The 26,236-nt window shown below is 63.6% G+C and carries 26 protein-coding genes; 10 read left to right on the plus strand and 16 right to left on the minus strand.

Annotated features, from left to right (window positions below; all coding sequences use genetic code 11):
- The first annotated feature begins 189 nt into the window (after positions 1-189).
- From ACQZ6J_RS31365 to ACQZ6J_RS31405, 9 genes are all read left to right on the plus strand, one after another.
- Entirely contained in the window at positions 190-1,107 is a 918-nt protein-coding gene (locus tag ACQZ6J_RS31365; RefSeq protein ID WP_163988157.1) for a polysaccharide deacetylase family protein, read from the plus strand.
- Positions 1,108-1,158: 51 nt separating this feature from the next.
- On the plus strand, positions 1,159-2,376 hold the full coding sequence (gene lhgO / locus ACQZ6J_RS31370; RefSeq protein ID WP_449086892.1) for an L-2-hydroxyglutarate oxidase: 1,218 nt from the start codon (positions 1,159-1,161) through the stop codon (positions 2,374-2,376).
- Positions 2,377-2,394: 18 nt separating this feature from the next.
- Positions 2,395-2,718: an NIPSNAP family protein gene (locus ACQZ6J_RS31375; RefSeq protein ID WP_449086893.1), complete on the plus strand. Its 324-nt coding sequence runs from the start codon at positions 2,395-2,397 to the stop codon at positions 2,716-2,718.
- A 148-nt stretch (positions 2,719-2,866) separates the two neighbouring features.
- Positions 2,867-3,235 carry a copper homeostasis periplasmic binding protein CopC gene (gene copC, locus ACQZ6J_RS31380; protein WP_449086894.1) on the plus strand — a complete coding sequence of 123 codons (369 nt, stop codon included), beginning with the start codon at positions 2,867-2,869 and terminating at the stop codon, positions 3,233-3,235.
- The gene (copD, locus tag ACQZ6J_RS31385; protein WP_449086895.1) at positions 3,232-4,116 is read left to right on the plus strand and encodes a copper homeostasis membrane protein CopD; all 885 of its coding nucleotides are present in this window, start codon (positions 3,232-3,234) and stop codon (positions 4,114-4,116) included. The genes copC and copD overlap by 4 nt, the downstream gene beginning before the upstream one ends.
- 173 nt (positions 4,117-4,289) lie before the next feature.
- The gene (locus ACQZ6J_RS31390) at positions 4,290-4,793 is read left to right on the plus strand and encodes a DUF305 domain-containing protein (RefSeq protein WP_449086896.1); all 504 of its coding nucleotides are present in this window, start codon (positions 4,290-4,292) and stop codon (positions 4,791-4,793) included.
- Between the two features lie 13 nt (positions 4,794-4,806).
- On the plus strand, positions 4,807-6,261 hold the full coding sequence (locus ACQZ6J_RS31395; RefSeq protein ID WP_449086897.1) for a YVTN family beta-propeller repeat protein: 1,455 nt from the start codon (positions 4,807-4,809) through the stop codon (positions 6,259-6,261).
- 52 nt (positions 6,262-6,313) lie between these two features.
- Positions 6,314-6,838 (plus strand): RNA polymerase sigma factor, encoded by a 525-nt coding sequence (locus ACQZ6J_RS31400; RefSeq protein ID WP_163988142.1) that lies wholly within the window; start codon positions 6,314-6,316, stop codon positions 6,836-6,838.
- A complete protein-coding gene (locus ACQZ6J_RS31405) occupies positions 6,835-7,611 on the plus strand; it encodes an anti-sigma factor family protein (protein ID WP_449086898.1) in 777 nt (258 codons plus the stop codon). The genes ACQZ6J_RS31400 and ACQZ6J_RS31405 overlap by 4 nt, the downstream gene beginning before the upstream one ends.
- Positions 7,612-7,782: 171 nt before the next feature.
- Here ACQZ6J_RS31405 and ACQZ6J_RS31410 read toward each other — a convergent pair whose 3' ends face one another.
- Positions 7,783-9,162 (minus strand): aminotransferase, encoded by a 1,380-nt coding sequence (locus tag ACQZ6J_RS31410; protein ID WP_449086899.1) that lies wholly within the window; start codon positions 9,160-9,162, stop codon positions 7,783-7,785.
- 268 nt (positions 9,163-9,430) lie between these two features.
- Here ACQZ6J_RS31410 and ACQZ6J_RS31415 point away from each other — a divergent pair, with 268 nt between their 5' ends.
- Positions 9,431-10,276: a response regulator transcription factor gene (locus ACQZ6J_RS31415; RefSeq protein WP_449086900.1), complete on the plus strand. Its 846-nt coding sequence runs from the start codon at positions 9,431-9,433 to the stop codon at positions 10,274-10,276.
- Between the two features lie 67 nt (positions 10,277-10,343).
- On the opposite strand, the gene ACQZ6J_RS31420 is transcribed toward ACQZ6J_RS31415, so the two are convergent.
- From ACQZ6J_RS31420 to ACQZ6J_RS31490, 15 genes are all read right to left on the minus strand, one after another.
- A complete protein-coding gene (locus tag ACQZ6J_RS31420) occupies positions 10,344-11,768 on the minus strand; it encodes an aldehyde dehydrogenase family protein (RefSeq protein ID WP_449086901.1) in 1,425 nt (474 codons plus the stop codon).
- Positions 11,765-11,902: a hypothetical protein gene (locus ACQZ6J_RS31425; RefSeq protein ID WP_449086902.1), complete on the minus strand. Its 138-nt coding sequence runs from the start codon at positions 11,900-11,902 to the stop codon at positions 11,765-11,767. The genes ACQZ6J_RS31420 and ACQZ6J_RS31425 overlap by 4 nt, the downstream gene beginning before the upstream one ends.
- Positions 11,899-13,002: an allantoate amidohydrolase gene (locus ACQZ6J_RS31430; RefSeq protein ID WP_449086903.1), complete on the minus strand. Its 1,104-nt coding sequence runs from the start codon at positions 13,000-13,002 to the stop codon at positions 11,899-11,901. The genes ACQZ6J_RS31425 and ACQZ6J_RS31430 overlap by 4 nt, the downstream gene beginning before the upstream one ends.
- A 60-nt stretch (positions 13,003-13,062) precedes the next feature.
- A complete protein-coding gene (locus ACQZ6J_RS31435; protein WP_449086904.1) occupies positions 13,063-14,727 on the minus strand; it encodes an amidohydrolase in 1,665 nt (554 codons plus the stop codon).
- A 69-nt stretch (positions 14,728-14,796) separates the two neighbouring features.
- On the minus strand, positions 14,797-15,972 hold the full coding sequence (locus tag ACQZ6J_RS31440; protein ID WP_449086905.1) for a substrate-binding protein: 1,176 nt from the start codon (positions 15,970-15,972) through the stop codon (positions 14,797-14,799).
- Between the two features lie 34 nt (positions 15,973-16,006).
- Positions 16,007-16,708 (minus strand): ABC transporter ATP-binding protein, encoded by a 702-nt coding sequence (locus ACQZ6J_RS31445; RefSeq protein ID WP_449086906.1) that lies wholly within the window; start codon positions 16,706-16,708, stop codon positions 16,007-16,009.
- A gap of 1 nt (position 16,709) precedes the next feature.
- On the minus strand, positions 16,710-17,411 hold the full coding sequence (locus ACQZ6J_RS31450; protein WP_449086907.1) for an ATP-binding cassette domain-containing protein: 702 nt from the start codon (positions 17,409-17,411) through the stop codon (positions 16,710-16,712).
- Entirely contained in the window at positions 17,408-18,370 is a 963-nt protein-coding gene (locus ACQZ6J_RS31455; protein WP_449086908.1) for a branched-chain amino acid ABC transporter permease, read from the minus strand. The genes ACQZ6J_RS31450 and ACQZ6J_RS31455 overlap by 4 nt, the downstream gene beginning before the upstream one ends.
- Positions 18,367-19,230 carry a branched-chain amino acid ABC transporter permease gene (locus tag ACQZ6J_RS31460; protein WP_449086909.1) on the minus strand — a complete coding sequence of 288 codons (864 nt, stop codon included), beginning with the start codon at positions 19,228-19,230 and terminating at the stop codon, positions 18,367-18,369. The genes ACQZ6J_RS31455 and ACQZ6J_RS31460 overlap by 4 nt, the downstream gene beginning before the upstream one ends.
- Before the next feature lie 587 nt (positions 19,231-19,817).
- On the minus strand, positions 19,818-20,282 hold the full coding sequence (locus ACQZ6J_RS31465; RefSeq protein WP_449086910.1) for a CoxG family protein: 465 nt from the start codon (positions 20,280-20,282) through the stop codon (positions 19,818-19,820).
- Positions 20,283-20,298: 16 nt separating this feature from the next.
- A complete protein-coding gene (locus ACQZ6J_RS31470; protein ID WP_449086911.1) occupies positions 20,299-21,135 on the minus strand; it encodes an XdhC family protein in 837 nt (278 codons plus the stop codon).
- A 12-nt stretch (positions 21,136-21,147) separates the two neighbouring features.
- The gene (locus ACQZ6J_RS31475) at positions 21,148-22,350 is read right to left on the minus strand and encodes a vWA domain-containing protein (protein ID WP_449086912.1); all 1,203 of its coding nucleotides are present in this window, start codon (positions 22,348-22,350) and stop codon (positions 21,148-21,150) included.
- A complete protein-coding gene (locus tag ACQZ6J_RS31480; protein WP_449086934.1) occupies positions 22,347-23,216 on the minus strand; it encodes an AAA family ATPase in 870 nt (289 codons plus the stop codon). Before ACQZ6J_RS31480 ends, ACQZ6J_RS31475 begins: the two co-directional genes overlap by 4 nt.
- Positions 23,217-23,309: 93 nt before the next feature.
- Positions 23,310-25,730 (minus strand): aerobic carbon-monoxide dehydrogenase large subunit, encoded by a 2,421-nt coding sequence (locus ACQZ6J_RS31485; protein WP_449086913.1) that lies wholly within the window; start codon positions 25,728-25,730, stop codon positions 23,310-23,312.
- Positions 25,727-26,227 carry a (2Fe-2S)-binding protein gene (locus ACQZ6J_RS31490; protein ID WP_449086914.1) on the minus strand — a complete coding sequence of 167 codons (501 nt, stop codon included), beginning with the start codon at positions 26,225-26,227 and terminating at the stop codon, positions 25,727-25,729. Before ACQZ6J_RS31490 ends, ACQZ6J_RS31485 begins: the two co-directional genes overlap by 4 nt.
- Positions 26,228-26,236: the final 9 nt, after the last annotated feature.

Consider the following 26,236-nt stretch of genomic DNA (forward strand, 5'->3'; position numbering starts at 1 on the left):
ATCGAGGGTGCGGGTCATGCCTATTCGGAGCCGGGAATCCTGGACCAATTGATCCGCGCGACCGACAAGTTTGCAGGGAAAGTATAAGGCCGGGCAAGGGGCCCCCCCCCCACCCCCACACCCCCCCCCCGGGGGGGGCGCCCCCCGGCCCCCGCCCCCCAATCCCCCACGCATGAATGGAGTTCAATCATGAGTAAAGCCTTTTGGCCTGATGGAAGCCGTCTCGTCATTTCCATCTCGATGCAAATGGAAGCAGGCGGCGAAGCGCCCTACGGGCCGGGCGGACCCTTTTCCGGCTTCATCGACATGGACCCGACCTATCCGGACTTTCCGACCAAGTCCTGGTACAAATACGGCTACCGCGAGGGCATCCAGCGCATGCTGGATCTCTGGGACCGGCTTGGCATCAAGGTGACGTCGCACATGGTCGGCTCGGCCGTCGATCGCGCGCCCGAGGTCGCCAAGGAGATTGTCGATCGCGGTCACGAAGCGGCTGCCCACGGCCGCGACTGGGTGCAGCAATACGACCTGGACTACGAAGCCGAAAAGAAGTTCATCCAGGACAATATCGACAGCGTGAAACGCGCAACGGGCCAGGTGCCGATCGGCTACAACGGGGCAGCCATGCGTGGTACGATCAACACGCTGAAGATCCTGCAGGAGCTCGGCTTCAAGTATTTCATCGACGACGTCAGCCGGGACGAACCCTTTCTCATCAAGGTGCGCGACAAGGACATGGCGATCGTTCCCTATTCGCTGAACCTCAACGACATCATCCAGTTCGAGGCCTACAAGTTTTCGACCGGCGAGTACGAACAGCAGTTGAAGGACGAGTTCGACCAGCTTTACGAGGAGGGTGCAACGCGCCGGCGCATGATGGCGATCTCCACACATGACCGCATCCAGGGCCGCCCCTATCGCGTCCGCTCGCTCGCGCGCTTCCTGGAATATGCGAGCAAGCACAAAGGCGTGACCTTCCTGCGCAAGGATGAAATCGCCGACATCATCTATTCCGATCCGGAGCCGCTGCGCGACATCAACGAGCACGACGCCTGGGCGGAATGGGAACGCAAGAACGGCAAGCAGAAGATCGCCCCGATCGTCTGATGCACAAGCGGGGCCGGCGCAGGCCGGCCCTCATGAACCCGGGAATCCATCATGAGTTACGACCTAGCAATCATCGGCGGTGGTATCGTCGGCCTGGCGACGGCGCTGGAGGTCAGCACCCGCTATCCCGGTCTCTCGATCGTCATCCTCGAGCGCGAACGCGATGTCGCCCTGCACCAGACCGGCCGCAACAGCGGCGTCATTCACGCCGGCGTCTACTATCAGCCGGGCAGCCTGAAGGCGCGCTTCTGCAAGGAGGGCGTCGAGGCGACGATCCGCTTCTGCCGCGACCATGGCCTGCCTTACGAGCAGTGCGGCAAGATGCTTGTGGCGACACAGGCATCCGAGCTCGACCGCATGGCCGCCCTGCACGAGCGCTGCATCGCCAACGGCCTGCCGGTCGAGCGTCTCGATGCCGCCGAACTGCGCCGGCGCGAGCCGCATATCCACGGCGTCGGCGCTCTCTTCGTCTCGACGACGGGCATCGTCGATTACGGCCTCGTCGCGCGCACCATGGCGACGCTGCTGAAGGAACGCGGTGTCGAGATCATCACCGGCGCCACCGTCGACCGCATCGGCGAGGAGCCATCCGGCGTGACGATCGGCGCCGGCCAGCACGAGATCAAGGCGAAAAACATGATCGCCTGCGCCGGCATCATGGCCGATCGCATCGCCCGGCTCGGCGGCCTCGATCTCGATTTTCGGATCGTGCCCTTCCGCGGCGAATATTACCGGCTCGGCGCCGACAAGAACGATATCGTCAGCCATCTGATCTATCCGATCCCCGACCCGGCCCTGCCCTTCCTCGGCGTCCACCTGACGAAGATGATCGGCGGCTACGTGACCGTCGGCCCGAACGCCGTTCTGGCCTTCGCCCGGGACGGCTACCGCTTCGGCGACGTCAGCCTGCGCGACCTTGCAGAGATGATCGCCTATCCCGGCTTCCGCAGGGTGATCCGCGCCAACATGCGCTCCGGCCTTTCGGAGATGTGGAATTCGCTGAACAGGCGCGGCTATCTCGCGCTCTGCCAACGCTATTGCCCGGAGCTGACGCTGAAGGACCTGCAACCCTATCGCCCCGGCATCCGCGCCCAGGCCGTCCTTGCCGACGGTACGCTCGTGCACGATTTCCTCATTCGCGAAACCGCCCGCAGCATTCATGTCTGCAACGCCCCCTCGCCCGCCGCCACTTCGGCGATCCCCATCGGCCGTGACCTCGTCAACCGGGCCGCGGCGCGGTTCGGCTGGCGTACGGCAGTATCGGCCTGATAACCAGGATAACTCCCCATGCTCTATGACCTCAGAACCTATCGCTGCCGGCCCGGAACGGTCTCCGCCCAGCTTGCCGCCTATGCCCGCGAAGGCTTTGCCGCGCAAAGCCGCCATCTCGGCGATCCTCTCTTCTATGGCACGGTCGAGACCGGCGACGTCAACGCCTATGTCCATCTCTGGCAGTTCCAGGACGCCGCCGACCGCGAGCGCCGCCGGGCCGCCCTCTATACCGACGAGCAATGGCTCGCCTATCGCCGCCTGAGCGCCGAGGCCGGCTTTCAGACCGAGCAGACCAACATGCTGCTGAAGCCTGCCTTCTTCTGGAAGGCGGGTTCCTGAACCTCGCGATACGGGGGAAACCTGTCTTCGAGACGCGATAGGTCCCAGGCGGTCTTGCAGTTCGATTTTTTGGAGGGGATGGAATAAACGCATCCGGTCAATGTCCACGTCGGCAGAACTCGTTCCGCCTATCGAAAGGACATTCCCAATGAAATGCGCTTCGACCATTTTCGCTCTCGGCAGCCTCGGCTGCATTCTCGCGGCAAGTCCGGCTCTCGCACATGCGCATCTTGAGGGCGAAACGCCTTCGGATCGCTCGATAGTAAGGGCCTCACCGTCGTCGCTCGTGCTCGACTTTACCGAAGCGCTGAACATCGCCTTTTCCGGCATCGACATAATAGATGCGACCGGCCAGCAGATCCAATATGGAAAGCCCGCGCTTACCAACGGCGATCAGAACCTGACCGTGCCCCTGCAGTCAGAGCTTGGTCCGGGCAGCTATACGGTTAAGTGGCACGTCCTTGCGACAGACGGACACAAGACAGAGGGTCGCTACAGCTTCACGGTCAAGCCGTGAGTGTGGCAGACTGGATCTGGATCAGCGGCCGCGCCACCATCGATGCGGCCCTGATGCTGCTGTGGGGCTGTTTCGGCTATGTTGCCTTGGCAGCGACACCGCCGCTGCGCTCGGCAATGGCGCAGCATCTTGCCGGGATCTCAGCGGGGTGCATTGCGCTTCTTTCGTTCGCCACGCTGGCTATTCTTCCGGCGCAGATTGCCGAGGTCACCGATAGCTGGCGCTGTACCATCGATCCTGAAACGGCGATATCGTTTCTCACGCTGACAAGCTCCGGACACGCATGGATATGTCTGGCCGCCGGATCGCTGCTTCTCATTTCCGTTCGCGCGATGGCACCGGATCGAGGAGCCGTACAGGCCATCCTTGCGGGCTTGATGCTCTCCTCTCTTGCATTGACGGGCCATGCGGCGATGAATAGCGGCGCGGCACGAGGCTGGCACGCCGCAATCGACATCGTTCACCTCCTCTCCGCAGGGGCGTGGCTCGGCGGCCTCGTCGGTTTCGTTCTCGTCATGCAGGCAAACCGGCGGCCAGGACTACACCCCGAGGCAATCCCGGCCCTGCGCAGGTTTTCGACGTTGGGCCACATCGCCGTTGCGCTGGTTCTCCTGAGTGGCGGCGCCAATACCCTGCTCGTCGTCGGTCATCTGCCGACGGATTTGCGATCGGCCTACCAAACGAAACTTCTCATGAAGATCGGCCTTGTCGCCATCATGGCTTTGACGGCGATAATCAATCGATATGCCTTCGTTCCGCTTTTGCGCAGACGAAGCCGCTGGGCTGAAAGAGCCCTGTCGGCCGGGGCCGTTTTCGAACTCGCCGTGGGCGCGGCGGTCATAGCGCTTGTGGCGGCGCTCGGAACGGAGGACCCCGCCTGACCCAGGCTGGTGGCAGGCCCGCAAGGGGAGCTGCGGCTTGATCGCCGCCGACATCACGGCTCTTCGCCATGGCCACGAAAAGCGTTCTGCAAAAAATATTCGACCCTCCGGAATAAACCGCGATGCACGGTGTCTACCTTCCTGAACGCTTCGAGAGAGATCAGGAGAAAACAATGACCGCCTTCTTCCGCTCCACCCGCATTCTCGTGACGACGTCCTTCCTCGCCGTCGCCCCGGTATCGGCCTTCGCCCAGGACGCGACGACCCACGATCATCAGCCTGCGGCCGGCACCGCCGACGAACGGCCGTACCTGCAGGAGAACGATGCCGCCATGGTCAAGATGATGAACGACATGGCCGTCAAGCCGACCGGCGACGCCAATCGCGATTTTGTCGAGATGATGATCCCCCACCATCAGGGTGCCATCGACATGGCCGTGGCCTATCTGCGCTACGGCAACAACGAGCAGCTCAAACGCATCGCCCAGGAAATCATCGTCGACCAGCAGCAGGAAATCGCCGCCATGCGCATGGCGCTCGGCGATCCGCTGCCGGCCTCCGATGCCGCTCCGACCCAGGCCGACGCGAACGCGGCAGCCAGCACTTCAAGCTCCGACGAGAAGACGTCATCCCAGGCACCGGCCATGCGGATGATGATGATGAAACCGGCCAACTGAGAAAGCCCCAAACATGAGACCCAACCTGAAGACCATAGCTCTGCTTGCCAGCACCATGCTTTTCCCCGTCGTGGCGTTTGCCGGCCAGGCCCCAGGCCTGGCATCCGATCCGGATATTCCGATCACCCACAAGGACCGGATTTATGCGGCCGAACAGTTCTCCAACACGGTTTCGGTCTCCGACCCGGTCGACAACAAGCTGCTTGGCGTCATCAAGCTCGGCGATCCGCAGCCCGGCAACCTGAGCCCGCTCTACAAGGGGCAGGTGCTCGTCCATGGCATGGGATTCTCACCGGATCACAAAACCCTCGCGGTCGTCTCGATCGGCTCCAACTCGGTGACCTTCATCGACACGGCAACCAACGCCGTCAAGCATACGACCTATGTCGGCCGGTCCCCGCATGAGGCGTTCTACACGCCGGACGGCAAGGAAATCTGGGTGACGGTTCGCGGCGAAGACTATATTTCCGTCATCGATGCCAACAGCTTCGAGGAAAAGACCCGCATCAAGGTTGCTCCCGGCCCCGGCATGCAGATTTTCTCGCCGGACGGCAAATACGGCTATATCTGCTCGTCCTTCAATCCGGACGTCGCCGTCGTGACCGTCGCCGACCACCAGATCGTCGGTCATGTGAAGCAGGCAAGCCCGTTCTGCCCGAACATCGCGGCCTCGGCGGACGGCAAGCAGGTCTGGTTCACCCTGAAGGATGTCGGCAAGACCCAGGTCTTCGATGCCCAGGCTCCCTTCGATCTCATCAAGACCCTCGATACCGGCCCGATCACCAATCACGTCAATCTCGTCGTCAACAAGAACGGCAGCTTCGCCTATGTGACGGTCGGTGGATTGAACGAGGTCAAGGTGTACCGCACCGACAATTTCGAACAGGTCGCGACCATCCCCGTCGGCAATCTGCCTCACGGCATCTGGCCATCGGGTGACGGCACCCGCGTCTATGTCGGGCTGGAGAATGCCGACCAGTTCGCCGTGATCGACACACTGACGAACAAGGTCATCGCCAATATCCCGATCGGCCAGGCGCCCCAGGCCGTCGCCTATGTTCCGAACGCCGTTCCCGAAGGCGACGGTACGCAAAACCTGGTGCCGCTCGGAACTGCGGGAGATGCCGCCCACCTGACGCTCACCGGCAAGGGAAGCGACGACAAAAAGCCAGAGACAAGCGTAACCCTGTTCAATCAGGGGCTGACGCAAGTCTTGCAGGCGGCGGTCGCTGGCCTCGATCCCAAGAAGCCCTATGTCCTGGCTCTCTCGGAAAAGGCCGACGGAAGCGGCCAGCTCCAGGCTCTGGCGACATTCATGACCAACCCCGCCGGTTCCGCCATCGTGAACGCCGTCGGTCCGATCCGCCAGATCGTCGAAGCCAAGCACAAAGACGAGAAGCGTTATCTCGTCGTTACCACTGCCGTCGACGGCAAGTCCGGCGAGGTTGTGCAGGTACAGGCGAAGTGACAATAATGGCCCGCTCCCCGGAGCGGGCCTTCCACTCGCGGCAAGGTGTGACATGGATGATCTCCTCTCCCAGCTCGAACCGATGATTCCGGCGCTGCGGCGCTATGCGCGCGGCCTGCTCCACGATGCGGTTGCGGCCGACGATCTCGTACAGGATTGCCTGGAACGGGTGGTCGCCCATTGGAACCGGCGGCGCAGCGAGGATGCTCGTGCATGGGTGTTCACCATCCTGCACAATCTTGCGATCAATCGGTTGAGGCAGATTTCGCGTCGCGGCCGGAATGTCGCCATCGATGATATCGGCGAAGACCAGCTGGCTCACAGGGCGACACAGGAAGACGACCTCGCGAGGGCGGAAATCATGTCGGCGCTTCGGCAGCTGCCGGAAGAACAGCGCAGCGTCCTGCTGCTGGTCTCGGTGGAAGATCTTTCCTATGCCCAGGTGGCCGAGGTACTGGCGATCCCCATCGGAACGGTGATGTCGCGGCTTTCGCGCGGCCGCGAGCGTCTGCGACAAATCTTGGAGAATCCCGTCTCCGACGCTAAACCGGGGTCACATCTGCGGAGAGTGAAATGACGGACGAGCCGATTACCGAAGACGATCTTCACGCCTATGTCGACGGCCGCCTGGACGAGGCCCGCAGCGCGGAAGTCTCCGCCTATCTGCAAAGGCACCCGGATGTGGCCGGACGTTTCGCATCCTATTCCACGCAGCGCGATGCCCTGCGCACCGCATTCGACAGTGTAACAGAGGAGCCGATCCCGACGCGGCTCAATCTCAAGCACATGATCGCAACGAAACGGCAGAACCATCTCTCCTCATGGCGGCTCGCTGCCGCGGCCGTTGTCCTTCTGGTCGCCGGCGGTTCGGGCGGGTGGTACATGCGCGACATGATGACCCCGGCGAGCGAAGGCGTGGCCGCGCTTGCCCGGGAAGCGTCCGAAAGTTATGCGACCTACGCGTCCGACAAGATCAGGCCGGTCGAACTTCGGGCGGACAACATGACCGAGCTGGTGGACTGGGCGACCGAACGCATGGGCCGCAGGCCCGTGCTGCCGGATCTGTCGAAATCCGGATATCGGCTGATGGGCGGACGGGTGGTCTCCACCCCGCACGGCGCCGGGCTCATGCTGATGTACGACAACGACCACGGCACGCGCCTCGTCATGCTGACGAGACCCATGATCGTGGATCAGACGCGAACGATGGCTCCCTATTCGGAAGGCAAGGTCGATGGCTGGACCTGGGCGACGAACGGATTGGGCTACAGCCTCGTCGGCTCTCTCCCTTCGGAGGCTCTGCACCCGCTCGCCGACGATATCCGCAGGCAAGTCAACGATCAGGCCTGATCCGGAGGGTTGAGCCAATGGCGATCGGCACCGATCCGTCCATCGGGAACAGCACCCGATCCAGATTGGCCTGGCGGCAATGCGTAGGTAATCACTTACGGATTGAGCTTCTACAGGACAGGCATCTCGGCCAAGACATCCCGGTGGATGCGGCATCCACCGGGAGAAGCGTCAAGCCGCCAGCAACGTGTCGGAAACGGCGGAAATGGCTTCGGAAAGGATGCGCACGGTCTCCTGGCAATGCTCTTCGGTAAAGATGAGCGGCGGTGACAGCACGATCTTGTCCCCGATCGGGCGAACGATCAGGCCCCGCTCCCGGCAGGCGAGAAAGACCTGATGGGCCGAACCGACCGTCGGTGCGAAGGAGCGCTTCGTCGCCTTGTCCTTGACGAGCTCGATGCCGCACATCAGATGGCTGCCGCGCACGTCGCCAACGATCTCGAACGCGTTGAGGGCTTCGAGCGCCTTGAGGAAGGAAGGCCCCACAACGCGCACATGCTCGTTGATCCCGTCGCGCTTCATGGTTTCGATGGTCGCAAGCCCGGCGGCGCAGGCGACGGCATGGCCGGAATAGGTGAAGCCAAGCGTCAGCTGTCCGCCCTCGCATTGCGGCGAGGCGATGACGTCGTAGAATTCCGAGGAGAACACCGCCGCGCCGAGCGGGATGTAGCCCGAGGTCAGGCCCTTGGCGAGGATCATGATATCCGGAACATAGCCGTACACCGCTTCGGAAGCGCTCCATTCGCCGAGACGGCCGAACGCGGTTACCACCTCGTCGGCGATGTAGAGCAACCCATATTTCCGGCAGATCGCGTGCATGCGCCGGTGATAGCCGTCAGGAGCGACCAGAACGCCGCCGGCACCCATGATCGGCTCGGCGATGAAGGCGGCGACATTGTCCGGTCCAAGCTGCAGGACGCGGTCCTCGAACTCCTGCACCAGATGGTCGCAGTAGGCCGCTTCCGACATGCCGGCCGGCCGGCGGTATGAGTTGGCGGCGGAGATGTGGTGGATGAAGTCCTGCCCGACGGAATCGAAGCCATATTTCGTGGCATGAATGCCGGTCAGCTGTGCGGTGACGTAGGTCGAGCCGTGATAGGCATCGACGCGGGCGATGATCTTCTTCTTGTTCGGCTTGCCCAGCCGGTTGAAATAGTGGTGCACCATGCGGATCGCGAGATCGTTCGCCGTCGAGCCGCCGGTGGTATAGAAGACATGGTTCAGCGATCCGGGCAGTAGCTCGGCGAGTTCGGCGGTGAGCAGGGCCGCGGGTACGTTGGTCGAATGACCGAACGGGTTGTAATACTGCATGGTCGCGGCCTGATGGGCGATGGCATCCACCAGTTCCCGCCGGCCATGGCCGAGGTTCACGCACCACAGGCCGGCAATGCCATCCAAATATTTCCGGCCTTCATCGTCGAAGATATGCACGCCGCTGGCGGAAGCGGTGATCTGGCTGCCTTCCTGCCGAAACGTGGCGAAATCCGTATAGGGATGGATGAAGTGCTCGATGTCGAGGCGTTTGACATCGGTATTGGTATAGGAGCGCATGGATTGATCCTCAAAAGCCGTTTCCGCGACGGCGCCGATTGGTTCTCTGCCGGCACCCCCGTGGGGTCCGGATCGCCAGCATGTCCCGCGGCCGGAGCCGTGCATGGCATGCTGGTTGGGAGCACTATGGAGTTGCGGTATGGGGGAGGAAATACATCCTTCGCATAGGTCCGATTGCGCGCCAACCCGCCGCGTTGTATAGCTACGGGCCGATGCCGCATCCATCAGGAAACCGTTTCGGCATCCGCTTTGATGGGGAATAGCATCCATGACCACGCCCAGCGAAGCCCAGCCTGCCTCGGGGAAATACGATCTGGCAGCCCGGCTGATCGGCTGCGCCGGACGCGCCAATTTCGAAGCCGAACTGGCCAGCGCGCTGAAACAGCATCTCGCCATCGACGCCAGCTTGCTGCTCATCTACCACAGGGATCGCAGCCCGCGACTGCTGTTCCACGACTGGACGACCAAACGTGGCGTCCTCGGCCTGCAGAAGTATCTCGGCGGCCCTTATTTGCGGGATCCCTTTTATGGCATTGCGGTCGAGGAGCCCGTGAACGGCCTCTACGCGCTGAGCGAGGTCGCGCCCTCCAACTTCACGCACACGCAATACTATCAGGAATATTATCGCGACGCGGGCTTCGGCGACGAGTTCAACTATCTCTTCAGGATGGACGAGCGCGTGACCTTCGCCATATCGCTCAGCCGCCAGGCGAACAACGCGCCGTTCGATGCCCATGACGAAGGAATCCTGCGGGAGCTTGAACCCTTGCTGCGCTCGGCCGTTACGCGCCATTGGAGCGACCTCAATCCGGCGGCCGGCAAGCGGTCGGCAAATCCGCTGGGGGTCGCCTTGCAGCACGCCATGATGCGCTTCGGCTCCAGCATCCTGACCGAGCGCGAGTGCGAAGTCGCGCGGCTGATCCTGCGCGGCTATTCGCTGAAGGGGGCGGCGGAAAAGCTGTCGATCTCGGAAACCACGGTGAAGCTCCACCGCAGCAATCTCTACGCCAAGCTCGACATCACCTCGCAGACCGAGCTGTTTTCGTTGTTCATCGAATCCGTGTCGTCGGCGCCCAATCTCTACGACGACCCGCTGGAGCACTATCTGAACTGAGACGTCCGAAGCCCGGCTCCCGGCTGAGGAGCGCGGGACGCCAGGCTGTCGGCACGGCCAATGTTCTTCAGCCGCGATGGATCGATTTGACTTCGAGGAAGTCCTCAAGCCCGAACTTGCCGCCTTCGCGGCCGTTGCCCGATTGCTTGTAGCCGCCGAAAGGGCTGCCGTAACGGCGGCCGGCGCCGTTGACGTGGATCATGCCGGCCCGCAGACGCGGGATGACGCGGCCGATGCGCGCCTCGTCGCCGCTCTGCACATAGGCAGCCAGGCCATAGGGCGTGTCGTTGGCCAGCGCGATCGCTTCCTCCTCCGTGTCGAACGGGGTGATCGACAGGACAGGCCCGAAGATTTCGTCGCGGAAGACGCGCATGTCGGGCCTGACGTCGGCAAAGACGGTCGGGCGCACGAAATGGCCGCTTGCGAAGCCTTCGGGCTTGCCCGGACCGCCGGCCAGCAGCCGGGCGCCTTCATCGATGCCCGCGCGGATGAGGGTCTGGATGCGCTCCCATTGCTGTGCATTGACAACCGGGCCGATATGCGGCCCTTCCTGAACCGGGTCTCCCACCTGCGCCTCGCGTCCGGCCGCTTCGGCAGCAACGATGGCGCGCTCGTAAACCGAGCGCTGCACCAGCATGCGGGTCGGAGCGTTGCAGGACTGGCCGGAGTTGTTGAAGCAATGTTGCACGCCATGACGCACCGCCGCTTCTATATCCGCGTCCTCGAAGATGAGGTTCGGCGATTTGCCGCCAAGCTCGAGCGAAACGCGCTTGACAGTCTCGGCCGCGTCGCGGCTGACGGCTATGCCGGCCCGGGTCGAGCCGGTGAAGGACATCATGTCGACATCGGGGTGCTTCGACAGCGCCGCCCCCGCGACGGCGCCGTTGCCGTTGACAAGGTTGAAGACCCCGGCCGGGAAACCGGCCTCGTCGATCATCTCGGCATAGAGCAGGGCGCTGAGCGGCGTGAACTCGCTGGGTTTCAGAATGCAGGTGCAGCCGGTGGCCAGCGCCGGGATCACCTTGAGGGCGATCTGGTTCACCGGCCAGTTCCAGGGCGTGATCAGCCCGCAGACGCCGATCGGCTCGCGCAATACCGTCTCTCCGTTCGGCAGGACCTCGACGGGCCGGTGCTCGCGCAGGGCATCCATGAAGGCCTGCAGGTGGCCGGTGCCGACATCGGCCTGCTGCTCGTAGGACATGGTGGCCGGAGCGCCGAGTTCCAGGGTGATCGTCTCGGCCATCTCGCGGTAGCGCCGCCTGTAGATGGCCAGCAGCCTTTCAAGCAGCGTCAGCCGCTCGGAGAGCGGCGTCTGCGAATAGGTGGCAAAGGCCCGCCGCGCAGCCGCGACGGCGGCATCGACATCCTCGACGCTCGCCAGGGAGATGGTAGCGACCGGCTGCAGCGTCGCCGGGTTGACCACGTCGAAAACCTCGCCGCCCTTCGGCGCGACCCATTGTCCGTCGATATAGAACTTGCGTGTGTCGATCATACCTGCGTCCAATCCTTGTTGTCGTAGAGGAGAATGGCGTTGAGCAATGCCTGGGCGCCGGCCGCGCATTGCGGGAAGGTGATGCTCTCGGCCTCATTGTGGCTAAGGCCGTTGAGGCAGGGCACGAAAATCATCGCAGTCGGCAAATGCGGCCGATATTGGCGGCGTCATGGCCGGCGCCGGAATGGAGATCGAGCGTGGACAGCCCTGCACGCGCCGCGCCCGCGCGCACAGCATCGACGCAGGCAGGATCGAAATGGACGGCCGGACTGTGCCAGACCTCGGAGCAGGTGACGTCGAATTCCGCCGGCAGGGCCGCGACCGAAGCCTTCAATGCGGCTTCCATCGCATCGACCACCGCATCCTGCGGATGGCGCAGGTCGACACTGAAGCGCACCCGGCCGGGAATGACATTGCGCGAATTCGGGCCGCTTTCGATGAAGCCGACGGTGGCGACCGAGCCCGAATGAGCATCGGCGAGCGATTGCACCGTAAGGATCATGCGCGCTGCCAACGCCAGCGCGTCGCGGCGCATGGCCATCGGCGTCGAGCCGGCATGGGCTTCCGTGCCGCCAATCTCGATATCGTACCAGCGCATCGCCTGCACGCCGAGCACGACACCGATCTCCTTGTTCGCGGCTTCCAGCGCCGGGCCCTGTTCTATATGCAGCTCGAACATGGCGCAGAACCGCACCGCCCCGGCCGGCGCGGGTCCGCGATAACCGATCGCCTCCAGCGCCTCGCCGAAGGTGACGCCGTCCTCGTCCCGCCGCGCGTCGGCATAGGCGCGGTCGAACAGGCCGGCATAAACGCCCGAGCCCAGCATTGCGGGCGAAAAGCGCGCGCCTTCCTCATTGGTCCAGTTGACGAGCAGGATGGGATGGCGGGTGCGGTAGCCGGAAGCCTTCAGGCTGCGCAGCACTTCGAGACCGGACAGCACGCCGAGAATGCCGTCGAACTTGCCGCCGGTCGGCTGCGTATCGAGATGGCTGCCCATGGCGATCGGCGGCAGCGAAGGATCCGTACCGGGCAGGCAGGCAAACATGTTGCCGACCTCATCGATCGTCAGGTCGCAGCCGAGCGCGCGGCAGCGCTCGGCCAGCCAGTCGCGCGCCTGCCGATCGAGGTCGGTGAGCGTCAGGCGTCGTACGCCGCCCTTTTCGGTGCCGCCGATGGCAGCGGTCTCATGGATGTCCGACCATAGCCGGTCGGCATTGATCTTCAAATTCTGCATGGGTCGTAAAATCCAGCGGGCAGAAAGCCGCGCGAAAACGAGCGGCCTCGGCTTGGGAGGTCAGGCTTCGTAGGTGACGCGCCCGTCGCAGAGCGTCAGGACCGGGCGGAGGGTATCGAGCTTGTCGAGGCCGATGGCTTCGATATCGCCCGACAGCATGACGAGATCGGCGAGATAGCCTTCACGCAGGATGCCCTTGCGGTCTTCCATATATTCCAGCCAGGCGCTGGTGCGCGTATAGGCCGGCAGCGTCTCGGCAAGCGTCAGGCGATGATCGGGCAGGTCATCCCGCCAGACCTTGCGGTTCATGGCGTCGTAGATGCAGCTGATCGGCGCCAGCGGCGAGACGGGCCAATCGGTGCCGAAGACGATGCTCGCGCCGGTATCGACGAGGCGGCGCCAAGGAAAGCAATATTGCCAGCGCGCCTCGCCGACACAGGAGACATAGGGTTCGAGCGGCGTGCCGGCGCTGCCCGGCGGATGGGTCGGCTGCATGGACGCGACGACACCGAGGCGCCCGAAGCGCGGCAGGTCGTCGGGATGGACGACTTCGGCATGCTCGATGCGGTTGCGCCGGTGGCGAGGACCGTTCGCGGCGGCGGCGACCTCGTAGCCGTCAAGCACCATCCGCACCGCGCCGTCGCCGATGGCATGCACGGCGATCGACAGCCCGAGCCGGTCGGCATTGGCGGCGATCTCGTTGAAATGGTCCTGCGTGAAGAGAGGCTCGCCCTTCCAGCCCGGCCGGTTGGCATAATCATCGACGAAGACGGCCGTCCCTGATTGGGCGACGCCATCCATGAACATTTTCACGAAATCGCAACGCAGCTTGTCCGAAGCGTAACGGTCGCGCCAGACGGCCGCCTTCGCTTCCAGGTCCGAAAGCGGCATGAAACTTTTCATATGGAAGGGAATGCGCACGCGCACCGGCAGACCGTCCGTCTGCTCGATCTCGTCCATGAGTTCGAGCTGGTAGAGATTGCCGTCCATGTTCTGGATCGATGTGATGCCGAGCGAGGCGCAATAGGCAAGACCCTGCCTGAGCACGGCGATATCGGCAACCCGTTCCGTTGCCGTCACATGCGCCGGCTCGCCGCCGGTTTCGAAGCCGAGCCCTTCGCGGCCGCCGGTATCGCCCAGCGCAAAAACCGGCCCCATGGCGTTGATTTCGCGCAACTCGCCATGGGCAAGGCCATCCTTAGCCATCACCACCTCGTTGCCGACACCGACATCGCGGCCTTCGAGCAGACCGGCCATCTTCAGCGCCAGCGTGTTGGCCCAGCCGGTGTGGTGATCCGGCGCGACGAGGATAACGGGACGGTCCGGGATGATGGCGTCGAGATCGTGACGCGTCATGTTGCGCGTCTCGGAAACGAGCGTGTATTCGGCCGATTTGCCGATCAGCAGCTTGCTGTCGGGCCGTTCGGCGGCGAAGCGCAGCAAGGCCGTCCTGAGATTGTCGAAACCGCGCACGCCAAAGAGCGACAGCGTATTGAGCGCAACCGAACCGCTGAAGATATGCAGATGGCTTTCGTTGAAGCCAGGCAGAACTGTGGCGCCTCCGGCATCGATCCGCCGCGTCTGCGGGCCGACGAAACGGGCGACATCGACATCGCTGCCGACGGCAAGAATGCGGTTGCCGGAGATGGCGACGGCGTCAGCATGCGGCTGTGTTTCGTCCATGGTGAGCACGCGCGCGTTGCGGATGACGATGGAAGCTTGCATGATTGTCCATTCTCGAAATTGTCGGGAGCAAGGTCAGCGGCGGCGGCCCGCCGCCGACCGTCTTGCCGCCTAGAGCTTGCAGTAGGGCGTAACCGGCGCGATGGCGCCGAAACTCTTGACCACTTCGAACTGGCTGCCCTTGGCGTCGACCTTTGCGAAGAACGAATGCAGGACGCAATGATTGTTGCTGCCGTCAACGCGCACGACGCCTTGCGGTGCCTCGAACTCGACGGTCGGCAAGGCCTTCAGTACCTTTGCATCCTCGACGGAGCCGGCCTTGGTGGCCGCCAGTGCATAGAGATGCAGGCTATTGTAGCCGGACTCGCCGATGGTATTGAGCATTTTTTCGGCACCGTAGAGTTTGCGGTAGCTCTCGATGAAGCGCTTGTTCTGCGGCGTGTCGACGGCCATGAAATAGGAATGGGCGGCATAGCTGCCCGCCGCCAGTTCCGGCGTTTCCTGAATCATCACGTCGTCGGAGGGGCCGACCATCGGCGGCTTGATGTCGAAGCTGCGATATTGCTTGAGCTGCGCCAGGCCATCGTTGCCGACAACCATGCTCCACACCAGATCCGGGTTCACATCCTTGATCTTCTGGAAGGCGGGGCCGAAATCCTGGGTGCCGAAAGGATAGAAATCAGCGCCGACCAGCTTGCCGCCGGCCTTGTCGAGCGCGGCGGTGATCGCTTCGGTCATCTTGCGCGGCCAGGCGTAGTCCGAGCCGAGGACGTAAACGCTCTTGCCGACATTCCCGACGATCCACGGCACGACCGGATCGACTTCCTGTGGAGGGATCGCGCCCATGGCGACGAAATAGGGATCGCATTCGCCACCCTCGAATTGGGTCGGGTAGAAGAACAGCTTCTTGGCGCGCCTGGTGACGGAAAGCGTGGCGCTGCGTTCGACGGAAATGATGTTGCCCATAAGGACGTCGACATTGTCCTGGCCGATCAGCTTGCGGGCCTTGTCGATCGAACCTTTTGTGGTCGTCTGATTGTCCTCGACGATCAATTCGATCTTGCGTCCGCCGATGCCGTCCTTGGCGTTCAGCTCGTCGGCAGCCATCCGGTAGCAGTTGAGTAGCGTCTCGCCGAGAATCGCCTGCAGCCCCGTGATCGGAATCGACAGGCCGACCTTGACCGTATCGGCGGCGCGGAGAATGCCGGGCGCCCCGAGCCCGGTCGCAGCGAATGCAGCGGCGGCACTCCCCTTCAGCATGGTGCGGCGAGTGATGGAATATTGCATTTGGTCGTTCCCTCTTTTTTGGTTGGCGGATGAATTACAGGGCAAGCAGGCTCTTCAGGAGCGCCTCGTCACCAAGCTCGCTCGTGGGTACCGAATGCACGACCCGCCCCTTGTCCATGAACAGGCAGCGCGTCGCGGCGTGGCTGACGAGATCGAGGTTCTGTTCGACCAGCAGCACCGCGATGCCGTACTGGCGCGCAAGGCGCGGAATGAGCTCGCCGATCTCATGGACGATGTTGGGCTGGATGCCTTCGGACGGCTCATCGAGCAACAGCACCTTCGGTTCGCCGCAGAGCGCGCGGGCGATAGCGAGTTGCTGCTGCTGGCCGCCGGAAAAATTGCCGGCGGGCTCCCTCCGCCGCTCCCGCAGCACGGGAAAGAAGGAGAATATGTCGTCGAACACGTCCTTGCGTGCCCTGCTGCCGGCGGCTCGTGTGCCGACCGTCATGTTCTCCTCGACCGTCAGCCGGCCGAAAATACCGCGCCCCTGCGGCACATGGGCGATGCCGGAGCGCGCGCGGCGATGGGCGACAAACGCGCTGACATCCTGGTCCCCGAGACGGATAGCGCCGGAGCGCAGGGCAAGAGCGCCGGCCAATGTCTTCAGCAGCGTCGTCTTGCCGACGCCGTTGCGGCCGAGCACCGCCACGACTTCGCCGGTGTCGACGGTCAGGTCGATGCCATGCAGCACCGGCAGGTGGCCGTAACCGGAGCGGATATCCTTGCAGTCCAGCATCTCAGCGCCTCCCGAGATACACATCGCGAACGGCTTCGTCCGCTTCGATTTCGACAAAGGGCGCTCGCCGGAAGAACTGCCCCTGGTGAAGAACCAGCGTGTCGGTGTCGAGCGCACGCACAAAGTTGATGTCGTGCTCCACGGCCACGACGGTACAGCGGCTGCTCAGCCGATGGATCAACTCGGCGGTGGCGCGCGTCTCTTCCGGCGTCATGCCGGCGGTCGGCTCGTCGAGCAGCAGCAGCTTCGGCCCGGTGGCGATCGCCATGCCGATCTCCAGCCATTGCTTCTCGCCGTGGGCGAGATCGCCGGCAAGATCCAGCCGGCGGCGCGACAGGCCGATGATCTCCAGCATCTCGTCGATGCCAGCCGGCGAACGGCCGCCCCAGAGCGCCACCTCGACATTCTCCGCCACCGTCATCGACGGGAACACCGACGGGATCTGGAACTTGCGGGCGATGCCGAGCCGGGCGATACGGTGCGGCGCAAGACCCGCAATCGCCTGGCCGGCGAAGCGCACCGTTCCGGCGGTCGGCGTGAGCGTGCCGGTGATGATGTTGAGAAAGGTGCTCTTGCCGGCGCCGTTGGGGCCGATGATGCAGGCGACCGAGTTTTCCTTCACGTCGAAATCGACGCCGGAAAGGGCCTGGAAGCCACCAAAGCGCATTCCGATACCTTCGGCTTGCAGAAGAGTTCCGTTCATTGCGCCGTCTCCGTCTTGCGCGCCGCGAAGCGCTTGGCGAAACGCTCCAGCACGTCAGATTGCAGGAAGGCGACGGCGACGAACATCAGGCCGATGATCATGGGCCAGAGCACCGGATTAAGGCTGCTGATCTCCTGCTGGGCGCGCTGCACCAGAACCGCACCGATGACGGGGCCGATCAGCGTGCCACGCCCGCCGATCACGACCCAGGCAACGACTTCGGTGGAGAGCGCAAGACCGATCATGTCGGGAGCGACGACGCCGGAGGCGGATACATAAAGCGCTCCGGCAAGGCCGGCGATCGCTGCTGAGAGGACGAAGGCCGCCGTCAGGCGCGCAGGTGCGTCGTGGCCAAGGGCCGCCGCGCGGATTTCGTTGTCGCCGATCGCCTTGAGCACCTGGCCCCAGCGGCCGCGTGTCAGCAGACGCAAGCCGGCAAGCAGCAGCGCAAGCGCTACCGCGACCAGCGCATAGCTTGCAAGATCGCCGGAGAGATCGAAACCCCAGGGGGACAGGGGCGGAATCCCAAGCAGGCCGGTATCGCCGCCGGTCACGGAACTCCAGGCGATGACCGCCTGCTGCGCGATGACCGAAAGCGCGAGCGTGACGATGGTGAAATAGCTGCCGCGCACGCCGCCATAGAAAAGGAAATAACCGACGACCGCTGCCAGCAGCGCCGGCACGAGCATGGCGGCCAGAAGGCCAAGCCATGTCGATGCGACGAGACCGGACGACAGGGTTACCAGCGCCATGGCGTAGCCGCCGGCGCCGAAGAAGGCGGCGTGGCCGAAGCAGAGAATGCCGGTACGCCCCCAGAACAGGTCGAGGCTGACGGCGAACATGGCGAAGATCAGCGCGTCGCGCATGACCGTCAGATCGTAGGAGCCGGCAAAGGCGGGATAGATGGCGAGGAATGCGATACCGACGACGTATACCGTTATCCAGCGATATTGTTTCATGACTGGCGCCCCCGGATGGCGACGATGCCGTAGGGCCGCAGCCGCACCATGACGATGGCGGCGAGAAGCACGAGGGCCTGCGACAGCGACGGATCGAGTTGATAATTGAAGAAGGTCGTCAAGCCGCCGATGAACGAGCTGCCGGCCAGAACCCCGCCGACCGAGCCGGCCCCGCCGACGATGACGACGAAGAAGGCGTTGGCGAGGTAGCCGACCCCCATCTGCGGCAGGACCGAGGTCATCGGCGCGATCAGGGCGCCTGCGAGGCCGGCCAGAGCCGCGCCGAAGGCGAAGGCCACGGCGAATGTGCGCCGCGTGTTGATGCCGACCGCCTCGGCCATGTCTCTATTCTGGATGACGGTGCGCATATCGAGGCCGAAGCCGGTGCGGCGCATGACGAGATGCACGCCGGCCAGCGCGACGAGCGAGACGGCAATGACGAGAATGCGATGGGCAGGATAGGCGGTGAAACCGAGATCGACCGTACCGGCGAAGGGTGCGGAAACCGGTTTGGCGCCATGACCAAACAGGAATTCCAACCCCTGCTGGATGATCAGGCTGGCGCCGAGCGTCGCGAGAATGACCGCTGCCGGTCGCTCGTAGAGATGGCGCAGCACCAGCCATTCGAGCAGGATACCGGCGACGGCGGCCGTCAAGGGTGCAAACGCGAGACCAAGCCAAAACGAACCGCCGAGGCTTTGCACGAAATAGACCGTGAACGCGCCGACCGTGACGAATTCGCCGTGGGCGAGATTGGTGATGTTCATCAGGCCGAAACTGATGGTCAGGCCGAGGCCGATCAGAGCCAGCACGCCGATGATGGTCAACGCGTTGAGAACGGCGTTTGCAACAATGTCCACTATGCACCGCCTCGATTTTTCGATGCAGCAAAATCCGCGCTGAGAAGCTGCGTCATTCCCTGTTTCCTCCTAAGGACTATCCTGGCTCCCCTGCCTCGATCGGGACAGTTTCCATGACATGAAGCATAAGGAGGGCGCCCGCGGATGGTAAATACATCATCGGTACAGGATGTCGGCCCATGGCCGGCGCGGGATACGATCGCCCGCGCTCCGGATTTTCCGTCGACGGCCGCTCGGCCGGAAGGACACTGTCTGCGCCGAACCGGTGGAAGCAATTTCAATTCGGGAGTGGAGGGCCGTGTTGGCTTGTTTGGCGGAGACCCGTTCCGCTCAGGTTTATCGACGGCGGATCTGGACGCTGAAACGAGGGATGGACTTCACACCCTTCCCTTTGGTCGCGTTGCTGAAACGAAAGCCGGCCGGCGCGATCATCGCCCTGATGGTCGCAATGCCGATCGGGGCGATGTCATCGATAGTTACCGTCGGAGCATCCGCCTCCCGTCTGCCGACCCGACAACAGGGGCGGTCGGGGTTTGCAAACGCGCGGCCGCCTTCGTCTGCTCCTGGATGCGCGAAGAATATCAGCGTCAGCTTGCCAGCCGGTCCTGTGACTTACCGACGATTTCCCGGAAAGTGCCAAAGAACTCGGTTGCGAGCTTCTTGGCGGTGGAATCGATCAGCCGAGCGCCAAGCTGGGCGATCTTTCCGCCGACATCGGCCTTGACCACGTAGCTGAGGTTGGTGACATCGGGGGCTTCGGCCTGGAGCGACACATCGGCACCTCCCTTGGCGAAGCCGACGACGCCGCCTTTGCCCTCACCCGCGATCCGATAGGAATGGGGCGGATCGAGGTTCGACAATTGTACCGCGCCTTCGAAGCGCGCCTTGATGGGGCCGATCTTGAGGGAAACGGTTGCGGTCATGTCCGTATCGGAGGTCTTCTCCAGCCTTTCGCAGCCCGGAATGCATTGCCGCAGGATCTCCGGATCGTTGAGCGCCTGCCATACGGCGTCCAGAGGCGCCTCGATCCTTTCGCTGCCACTCATGTCCATGTCGATATTCCCCTTTTCATGATGAGGGACGAGCGCTCGTGTCGCGCTTGCCATGCCTGCGTAACTCTATGATCTCCGCAAGGATCGACAGGGCGATCTCATCGGGCGTGATTGCCCCCAGATCGAGGCCGGCCGGCGCCTTGACTGCGTCCAGCGCCGCGGGGTCCATGCCCTCCGCGGCGAGCTTCGTCTTCAGCGACCCAATCTTCTTGCGGCTGCCGACGAAGCCGCGATAGGCGGCGTTTGCCCCAAGGGCGGCCCTCAGCGCCTTTTCGTCGCCCTTGCTCTGGGTCGAAACGACGATGAAATGGTCCGTCGCCGTGCCCGCCGGAATGTCGAAGCCATCGAACACGACATCGGCATCCGGCGCCTCGGCGAAATCGGCGGCGGGAGCGGCAGCCGTCACATGAAACCCGAAGCGCCGCGCCAGTTCCGACAATGCGATTGCAACCGGGCTCGCTCCCAGGATGACGAGGGACGGGCGCGGCAGCATCGGCTCGATGAAGATATCCATCGTTCCCTTGCTCGGGCAGGCATTCTTGGCGAAACGGACGCCGTCACGGCTTTCGCCCGGCTGAACGCCGAGTTCGGCCAGAAGATTTTCGGGCTGCACCGAAACGAGGCGCGACTGGCCATCGATCAGGGCATCCCGCGCGGCGTTCAAGACCGCGCCGCGTGCGCAGCCGCCGCCGATCCATCCGGCGGCGATCGTTCCATCGGCACGGATCACGGCCTTGGCGCCGGCTTTGGCGGCGGTTGCCGCGACGGTGCGGACGACCGTGGCCAGCACGAAGGCCTCCTCGGCGGACCGCATCCTCGATACCAACTCCATCACATCGACATGGGCGGTCATGGTTTGCCTCCCTCAGAGCCTGGCAAGATAGGGTTCGAGAGCGGCGAGGCTCTGCAAGGAATGGGCGGGCGCATGCAGATCGACGTAGGGCAATGCCGCCTTGATACCCGCCGCTTCCGGCGCGTAACCGTCCCAGCCCATCATCGGATTGAGCCAGACGATCCTGCGGCAGCGACGTGCAAGGGCTGCCATTTCCTGCCCCAGGAGCGCGGCGTCGCCGGTCTCGTAGCCATCCGAGACGATCATCACGCAGGTCCGCGAATGGATCGCCTGCCGGGCATAGGCGTGGTTGAAGGTCTGGAGGCATTCGCCGATACGCGTGCCGCCGCCGGCGCCCTGCGCCATCATCGACAGGCGGTCGAGCGCGCGGGCGGCATCCCGTTCCTTCATGGCGTCGGAAACATGGGCAAGCCGCGTGTGGAAAAGAAAGGCTTCCGCCTCGCGGAACTCGTCGAGGACGCCATGCATGAAGCGCAGGAATATCGCCGTATAGGCGCTCATCGAGCCGGAGGCGTCGAGCAGCATGACGAGCCGCAGCGGCTTGTCCTTGCGCCGGCGCCGAATGGGGATGATCGGCACGCCGCCGTGGCTGACGTTGCGATGGATGGTGCGCCGCAGATCGAGGCGGAAGCCCTTGCGCCGGGCCTGATGCCGGCGCGTCAGGCGGACGCGCATGGCGGCGGCCAGCCGGGCGGCAATGGCATGCGCCCTTTCGACATCGCCCGGATCGGCGAGTTTGCGGAAATCGATGCTTTCGAGGGCCTCCACGCGCGACGCGCCCTCCATCCGGCTCTGCCCGCCCGTCCTGCGGTCTTCGGCCGTATCCGGAGCCGGCACCTGATCGGCGAACGTGGAGCCGTTCCGGGCATCCACACCCTCCGAGGCCCGCGGCTCTCGCGAAAGCCCGGCCCCTCCACCCGAAACCGTCGTTCGCGAGCGGACTTGCCTGCCGAGCCAGAAGGCATCGAACACGCCCTCGAACCGATCCCAATCGGCTTTGCGGGCGCAGAAGAGATGCTTGAAGGCCGAGCGCAGCAGATCGGGCTTTTCGACCATATCCGTCTGCATGAGACGCGCGGCGTCCTGCCCCTCCTTCAATCCGACGGCGAACGCATTGTCGCGCAGGGTTCTGAGGAAGGCGCCGAGCCTTGCCGCCACCAGGCGGGAAAACTCGTTCATATCCTCCGACGTCAGAAGCATGTCACAGCAGCTCATGCGACCCTCCCGAGCAGGCGTTCCGTCACCTCGCGGCTGACCCGCATCCGATCCTCGCGGGTTTTCAGCAGGCACATCAGCGTTTCGTGGACGGCTTCCGGCTCGCCATGCAGATCGGCGATGTCGAGGCCGACGAGGACGGCGGCCCAATCCAGGGTTTCGGCCACTCCAGGCACTTTCCTCAGATCTTCCTTGCGGATTTTTTCGACCATGCGCGCGATCTGAAGCGCCAGCGATGCGCCGGCGCCGGATGTCTTCGCCATGATGATGCGCGCCTCGCGGTCCACGTCGGGATAGTCGACATAGTGATAGAGGCAGCGCCGCCGCAGCGCATCGGAAAGCTCGCGCGTTCCGTTCGACGTCAGGACGACATGCGGGATCGATGTCGCCCGCACGGTGCCGAGTTCAGGTATGGATATCTGGAAATCGGACAGCAGCTCCAGCAGAAAGGCTTCGAACTCCTCATCCGCCCGATCGATCTCGTCGATCAGCAGCACGGGCGGCCGCGCCCGGCGGATCGCCGCCAGCAGCGGCCTTTCGAGAAGATAGTCCTCGGAAAAGATCCCTCGCTCGATCTCGGCGGCATCCGTGCCCTGCCTTGCCTGGATCGCCAGCAATTGCCGCTGGTAGTTCCACTCGTAGAGCGCTGCCGACTGGTCGAGCCCTTCGTAGCATTGCAGGCGGATGAGTTCCGTTTCATGGACGCTTGCGAGCGCCTTGGCCACCTCGGTCTTGCCGACGCCGGCTTCTCCTTCCAGCAGCAAGGGACGGCCGAGCATCTGCATCAGGCCTATGGCGGTGGCAAGATCACGGTCGGCAATGTAGCCAGCAGCAGCGAGCCGCTCGACGATCAGACTGCGCGGCATGACGTCCGCCTTGGTCGTCCCCTCTCCTTTTGCGGAGAGGGGACCTTTTGCGTCCTGGGAGGTGGATTGCGCAGACATCGTGGACACTTCCGATCAGGCGATCGCTCCAAGGCGCTTGGCCGCCTGCCAGTTGCGCCAGAAATCGTGCGGCATCTGGATGTGCGTCGAGCCCAGGAAGGAGAAGGCGTCGTTGACCGCATTGGAGAAAGCCGGAACGCCGCCGACATTCGGGCTTTCCCCGACCCCCTTTGCGCCGATCGGGTGATGCGGCGAAGGCGTCACGGTGAAATCCGTTTCCCAATGCGGCGTTTCGACCGCCGTCGGGATGAAGAAGTCCATGAACGAGCCCGTCACGACGTTGCCGTCATTGTCGTAGCGGATCTCCTGGCCCATGGCGATTGCAAAGGCCTCGGTCAGCCCGCCATGCACCTGGCCTTCGATAATCATCGGATTGATGCGGGTGCCGCAATCGTCCAGAGCGTAGAAGCGGCGAACCTTGTAGACGCCGGTATCGACGTCGATGTCCATGACGCAGAGATAGGCGCCGAAGGGATAGGTCATGTTCGGCGGATCGTAGTAGCTGACGGCCTCCAGCCCCGGCTCCAGGCCGGGGGGCGGCGAATTGTAGGCCGCCCAGCAGATGTCCTTCATCGACTTGAACCGCTCCGGCAGGCCCTTGACGCGAAATCCGTCGATATCCCATTCGAGGTCGTCCTCGTGCACTTCGAGCAGATACGCGGCGATCATCTGCGCCTTGGCCTTCACCTTGCGCGCCGCCATGGCGATCGCCGCCCCTGCGACAGGCGTCGAGCGCGAGCCGTAGGTGCCGAGACCGTAGGGGGCGGTGTCGGTGTTGCCCTCCTCGACCATGATGTCGTCGGCCGGAATGCCGAGCTCCGTGGCGATGATCTGCGCCCAGGTCGTCTCGTGGCCCTGCCCCTGGCTTTTCGTGCCCATGCGGGCAATGCCGGCGCCCGTCGGGTGCAGCCGGATCTCGCAGCTGTCGAACATGGCGATGCCGAGGATATCGCAATTCTTCGACGGCCCCGCGCCGACGATCTCGGTAAAGAACGAGACGCCCAGGCCCATGATCTCCCGCGTTTCGCCACGCTTGAACGCGGCGCGTCTTTCGGCCTGTTCACGGCGGAGACCGGCATAGTCGACCGTCTCCATCATCTTCCGCATGGCCGTATGATAGTCGCCGGAATCGTATTCCCAGCCGAGAGCCGAATGATAGGGAAACTGCTCCGCCTTGATGAAATTCTTCAATCGCAGCTCGGCAGGGTCCATGCCCAGTTTCTGGGCAAGGATATCCATGCCCCGCTCGATGCAATAGGCAGCTTCCGTGACCCGGAACGAGCAGCGATAGGCAACGCCGCCGGGCGCCTTGTTGGTATAGACGCCGTCGACCGCCAGATGGGCCGTCGGAAAATCATAGGAGCCGGTGACGATGTTGAAGAAGCCGGCCGGCCATTTCGATGGATCGGCGCAGGCATCGAAGGCGCCGTGATCGGCCAGCACATGCACGCGCAGCCCGGTGACCTTGCCCTCCTTGGTGGCGGCGATCTCGGTCGTCATGTGATAGTCGCGGGCAAAAGAGGTGGAGGTCAGGTTCTCGATCCGGTCCTCGACCCATTTCACCGGTTTTCCGGTGACGATGGAGGCGACGGCAGCGCAGATATAGCCGGGATAGGCACCCACCTTGTTGCCGAAACCGCCGCCGATATCGGGAGCGATCACATGGATCTTGTGCTCGGGGATCTTGGCGATCAGCGCGACGACCGTTCGGATGACATGCGGCGCCTGGAACGTGCCCCAGATCGTCAGCTCGCCCTTGACCTTGTCGAAGGAGCAGACGCACTGGCAGGTTTCCAGCGGTGAAGGGTGCGTGCGGTGATAGGAGATCAGCTCCTTGATCGTCACCTCGGCCTTGGCGAAGGCCGCATCGGTCAGGTCCTTGTCGCCGACGGTCCATTCGAAGATGTGATTGGGATGTTTGCGCGGCCCGTGCGCGCCGTCCTTCTTGTCCTTGATATCCTCGCGCAGGATCGGCGCGTCCGCGTCCATCGAATGGAAGGGATCGACCAGAACCGGCAGGGCCTCGTATTCGACCTCGACCGCATTGATGCCGTCGTCGGCGGCGTAGCGGTCCGTCGCAACGACGAAGGCGACTTCCTGGCTCTGGAACAGCACCTTGCCATCGGCGAGCACCATCTGGACGTCGCCGGCAAGCGTCGGCATCCAGGCGAGATTGACGCCCTTGAGGTCTTCGGCCGTCAGCACCGCAAGAACGCCCGGCACCTTCAGGGCCTTGTCCTTGTCGATCGACTTGATGCGCGCATGCGGATAAGGCGAGCGGACGAAATCTCCGTGCAGCATGCCGGGCAACTTGACGTCGTCGACATAGTTGCCCTTGCCTTGCGTGAAGCGGATATCCTCGACCCGCTTGCGCTTGCAGCCCATGCCCTCGAGCTTGGCCTCGCGCTGCTCGCGTGTAACGATGATCTCGTTCATTCTGCGGCCTCCTTGAATTCCGTGCCGTTGATCTTGGCGGCGGCGTATTGGATGGCCTTGACGATGTTCTGGTAGCCCGTGCAGCGACAGAGATTGCCGGCGATGCCGAAGCGGATCTCCTCCTCGCTGGGATTCGGGTTTTCCTGAAGCAGCCGGTGGGCGCGCACGATCATGCCGGGCGTGCAGAAGCCGCACTGCAGACCGTGCATCTGGCGAAAGCCCTCCTGCAAGGCCGAAAGCGTGCCGTCGGGATTGGCCATGCCTTCGATGGTGGTGATCTCGGCTCCCTGTGCCTGGACCGCAAAGACGGTGCAGCTCTTGACCGACATGCCGTCGAGATCGATGGTGCAGGCGCCGCAATGCGTCGTCTCGCAGCCGATATGGGTTCCCGTCAGGGCCAGGGTCTCGCGGATGAAATGGACGAGCAGCGTTCTCGGTTCGACGAGACCCTCGACCTCGGCGCCGTTTACCTTCATCGTCACATGCGTCTTTGCCATCGTCGTCTC

It is taken from the genome of Rhizobium sp. A37_96 (assembly GCF_053521765.1).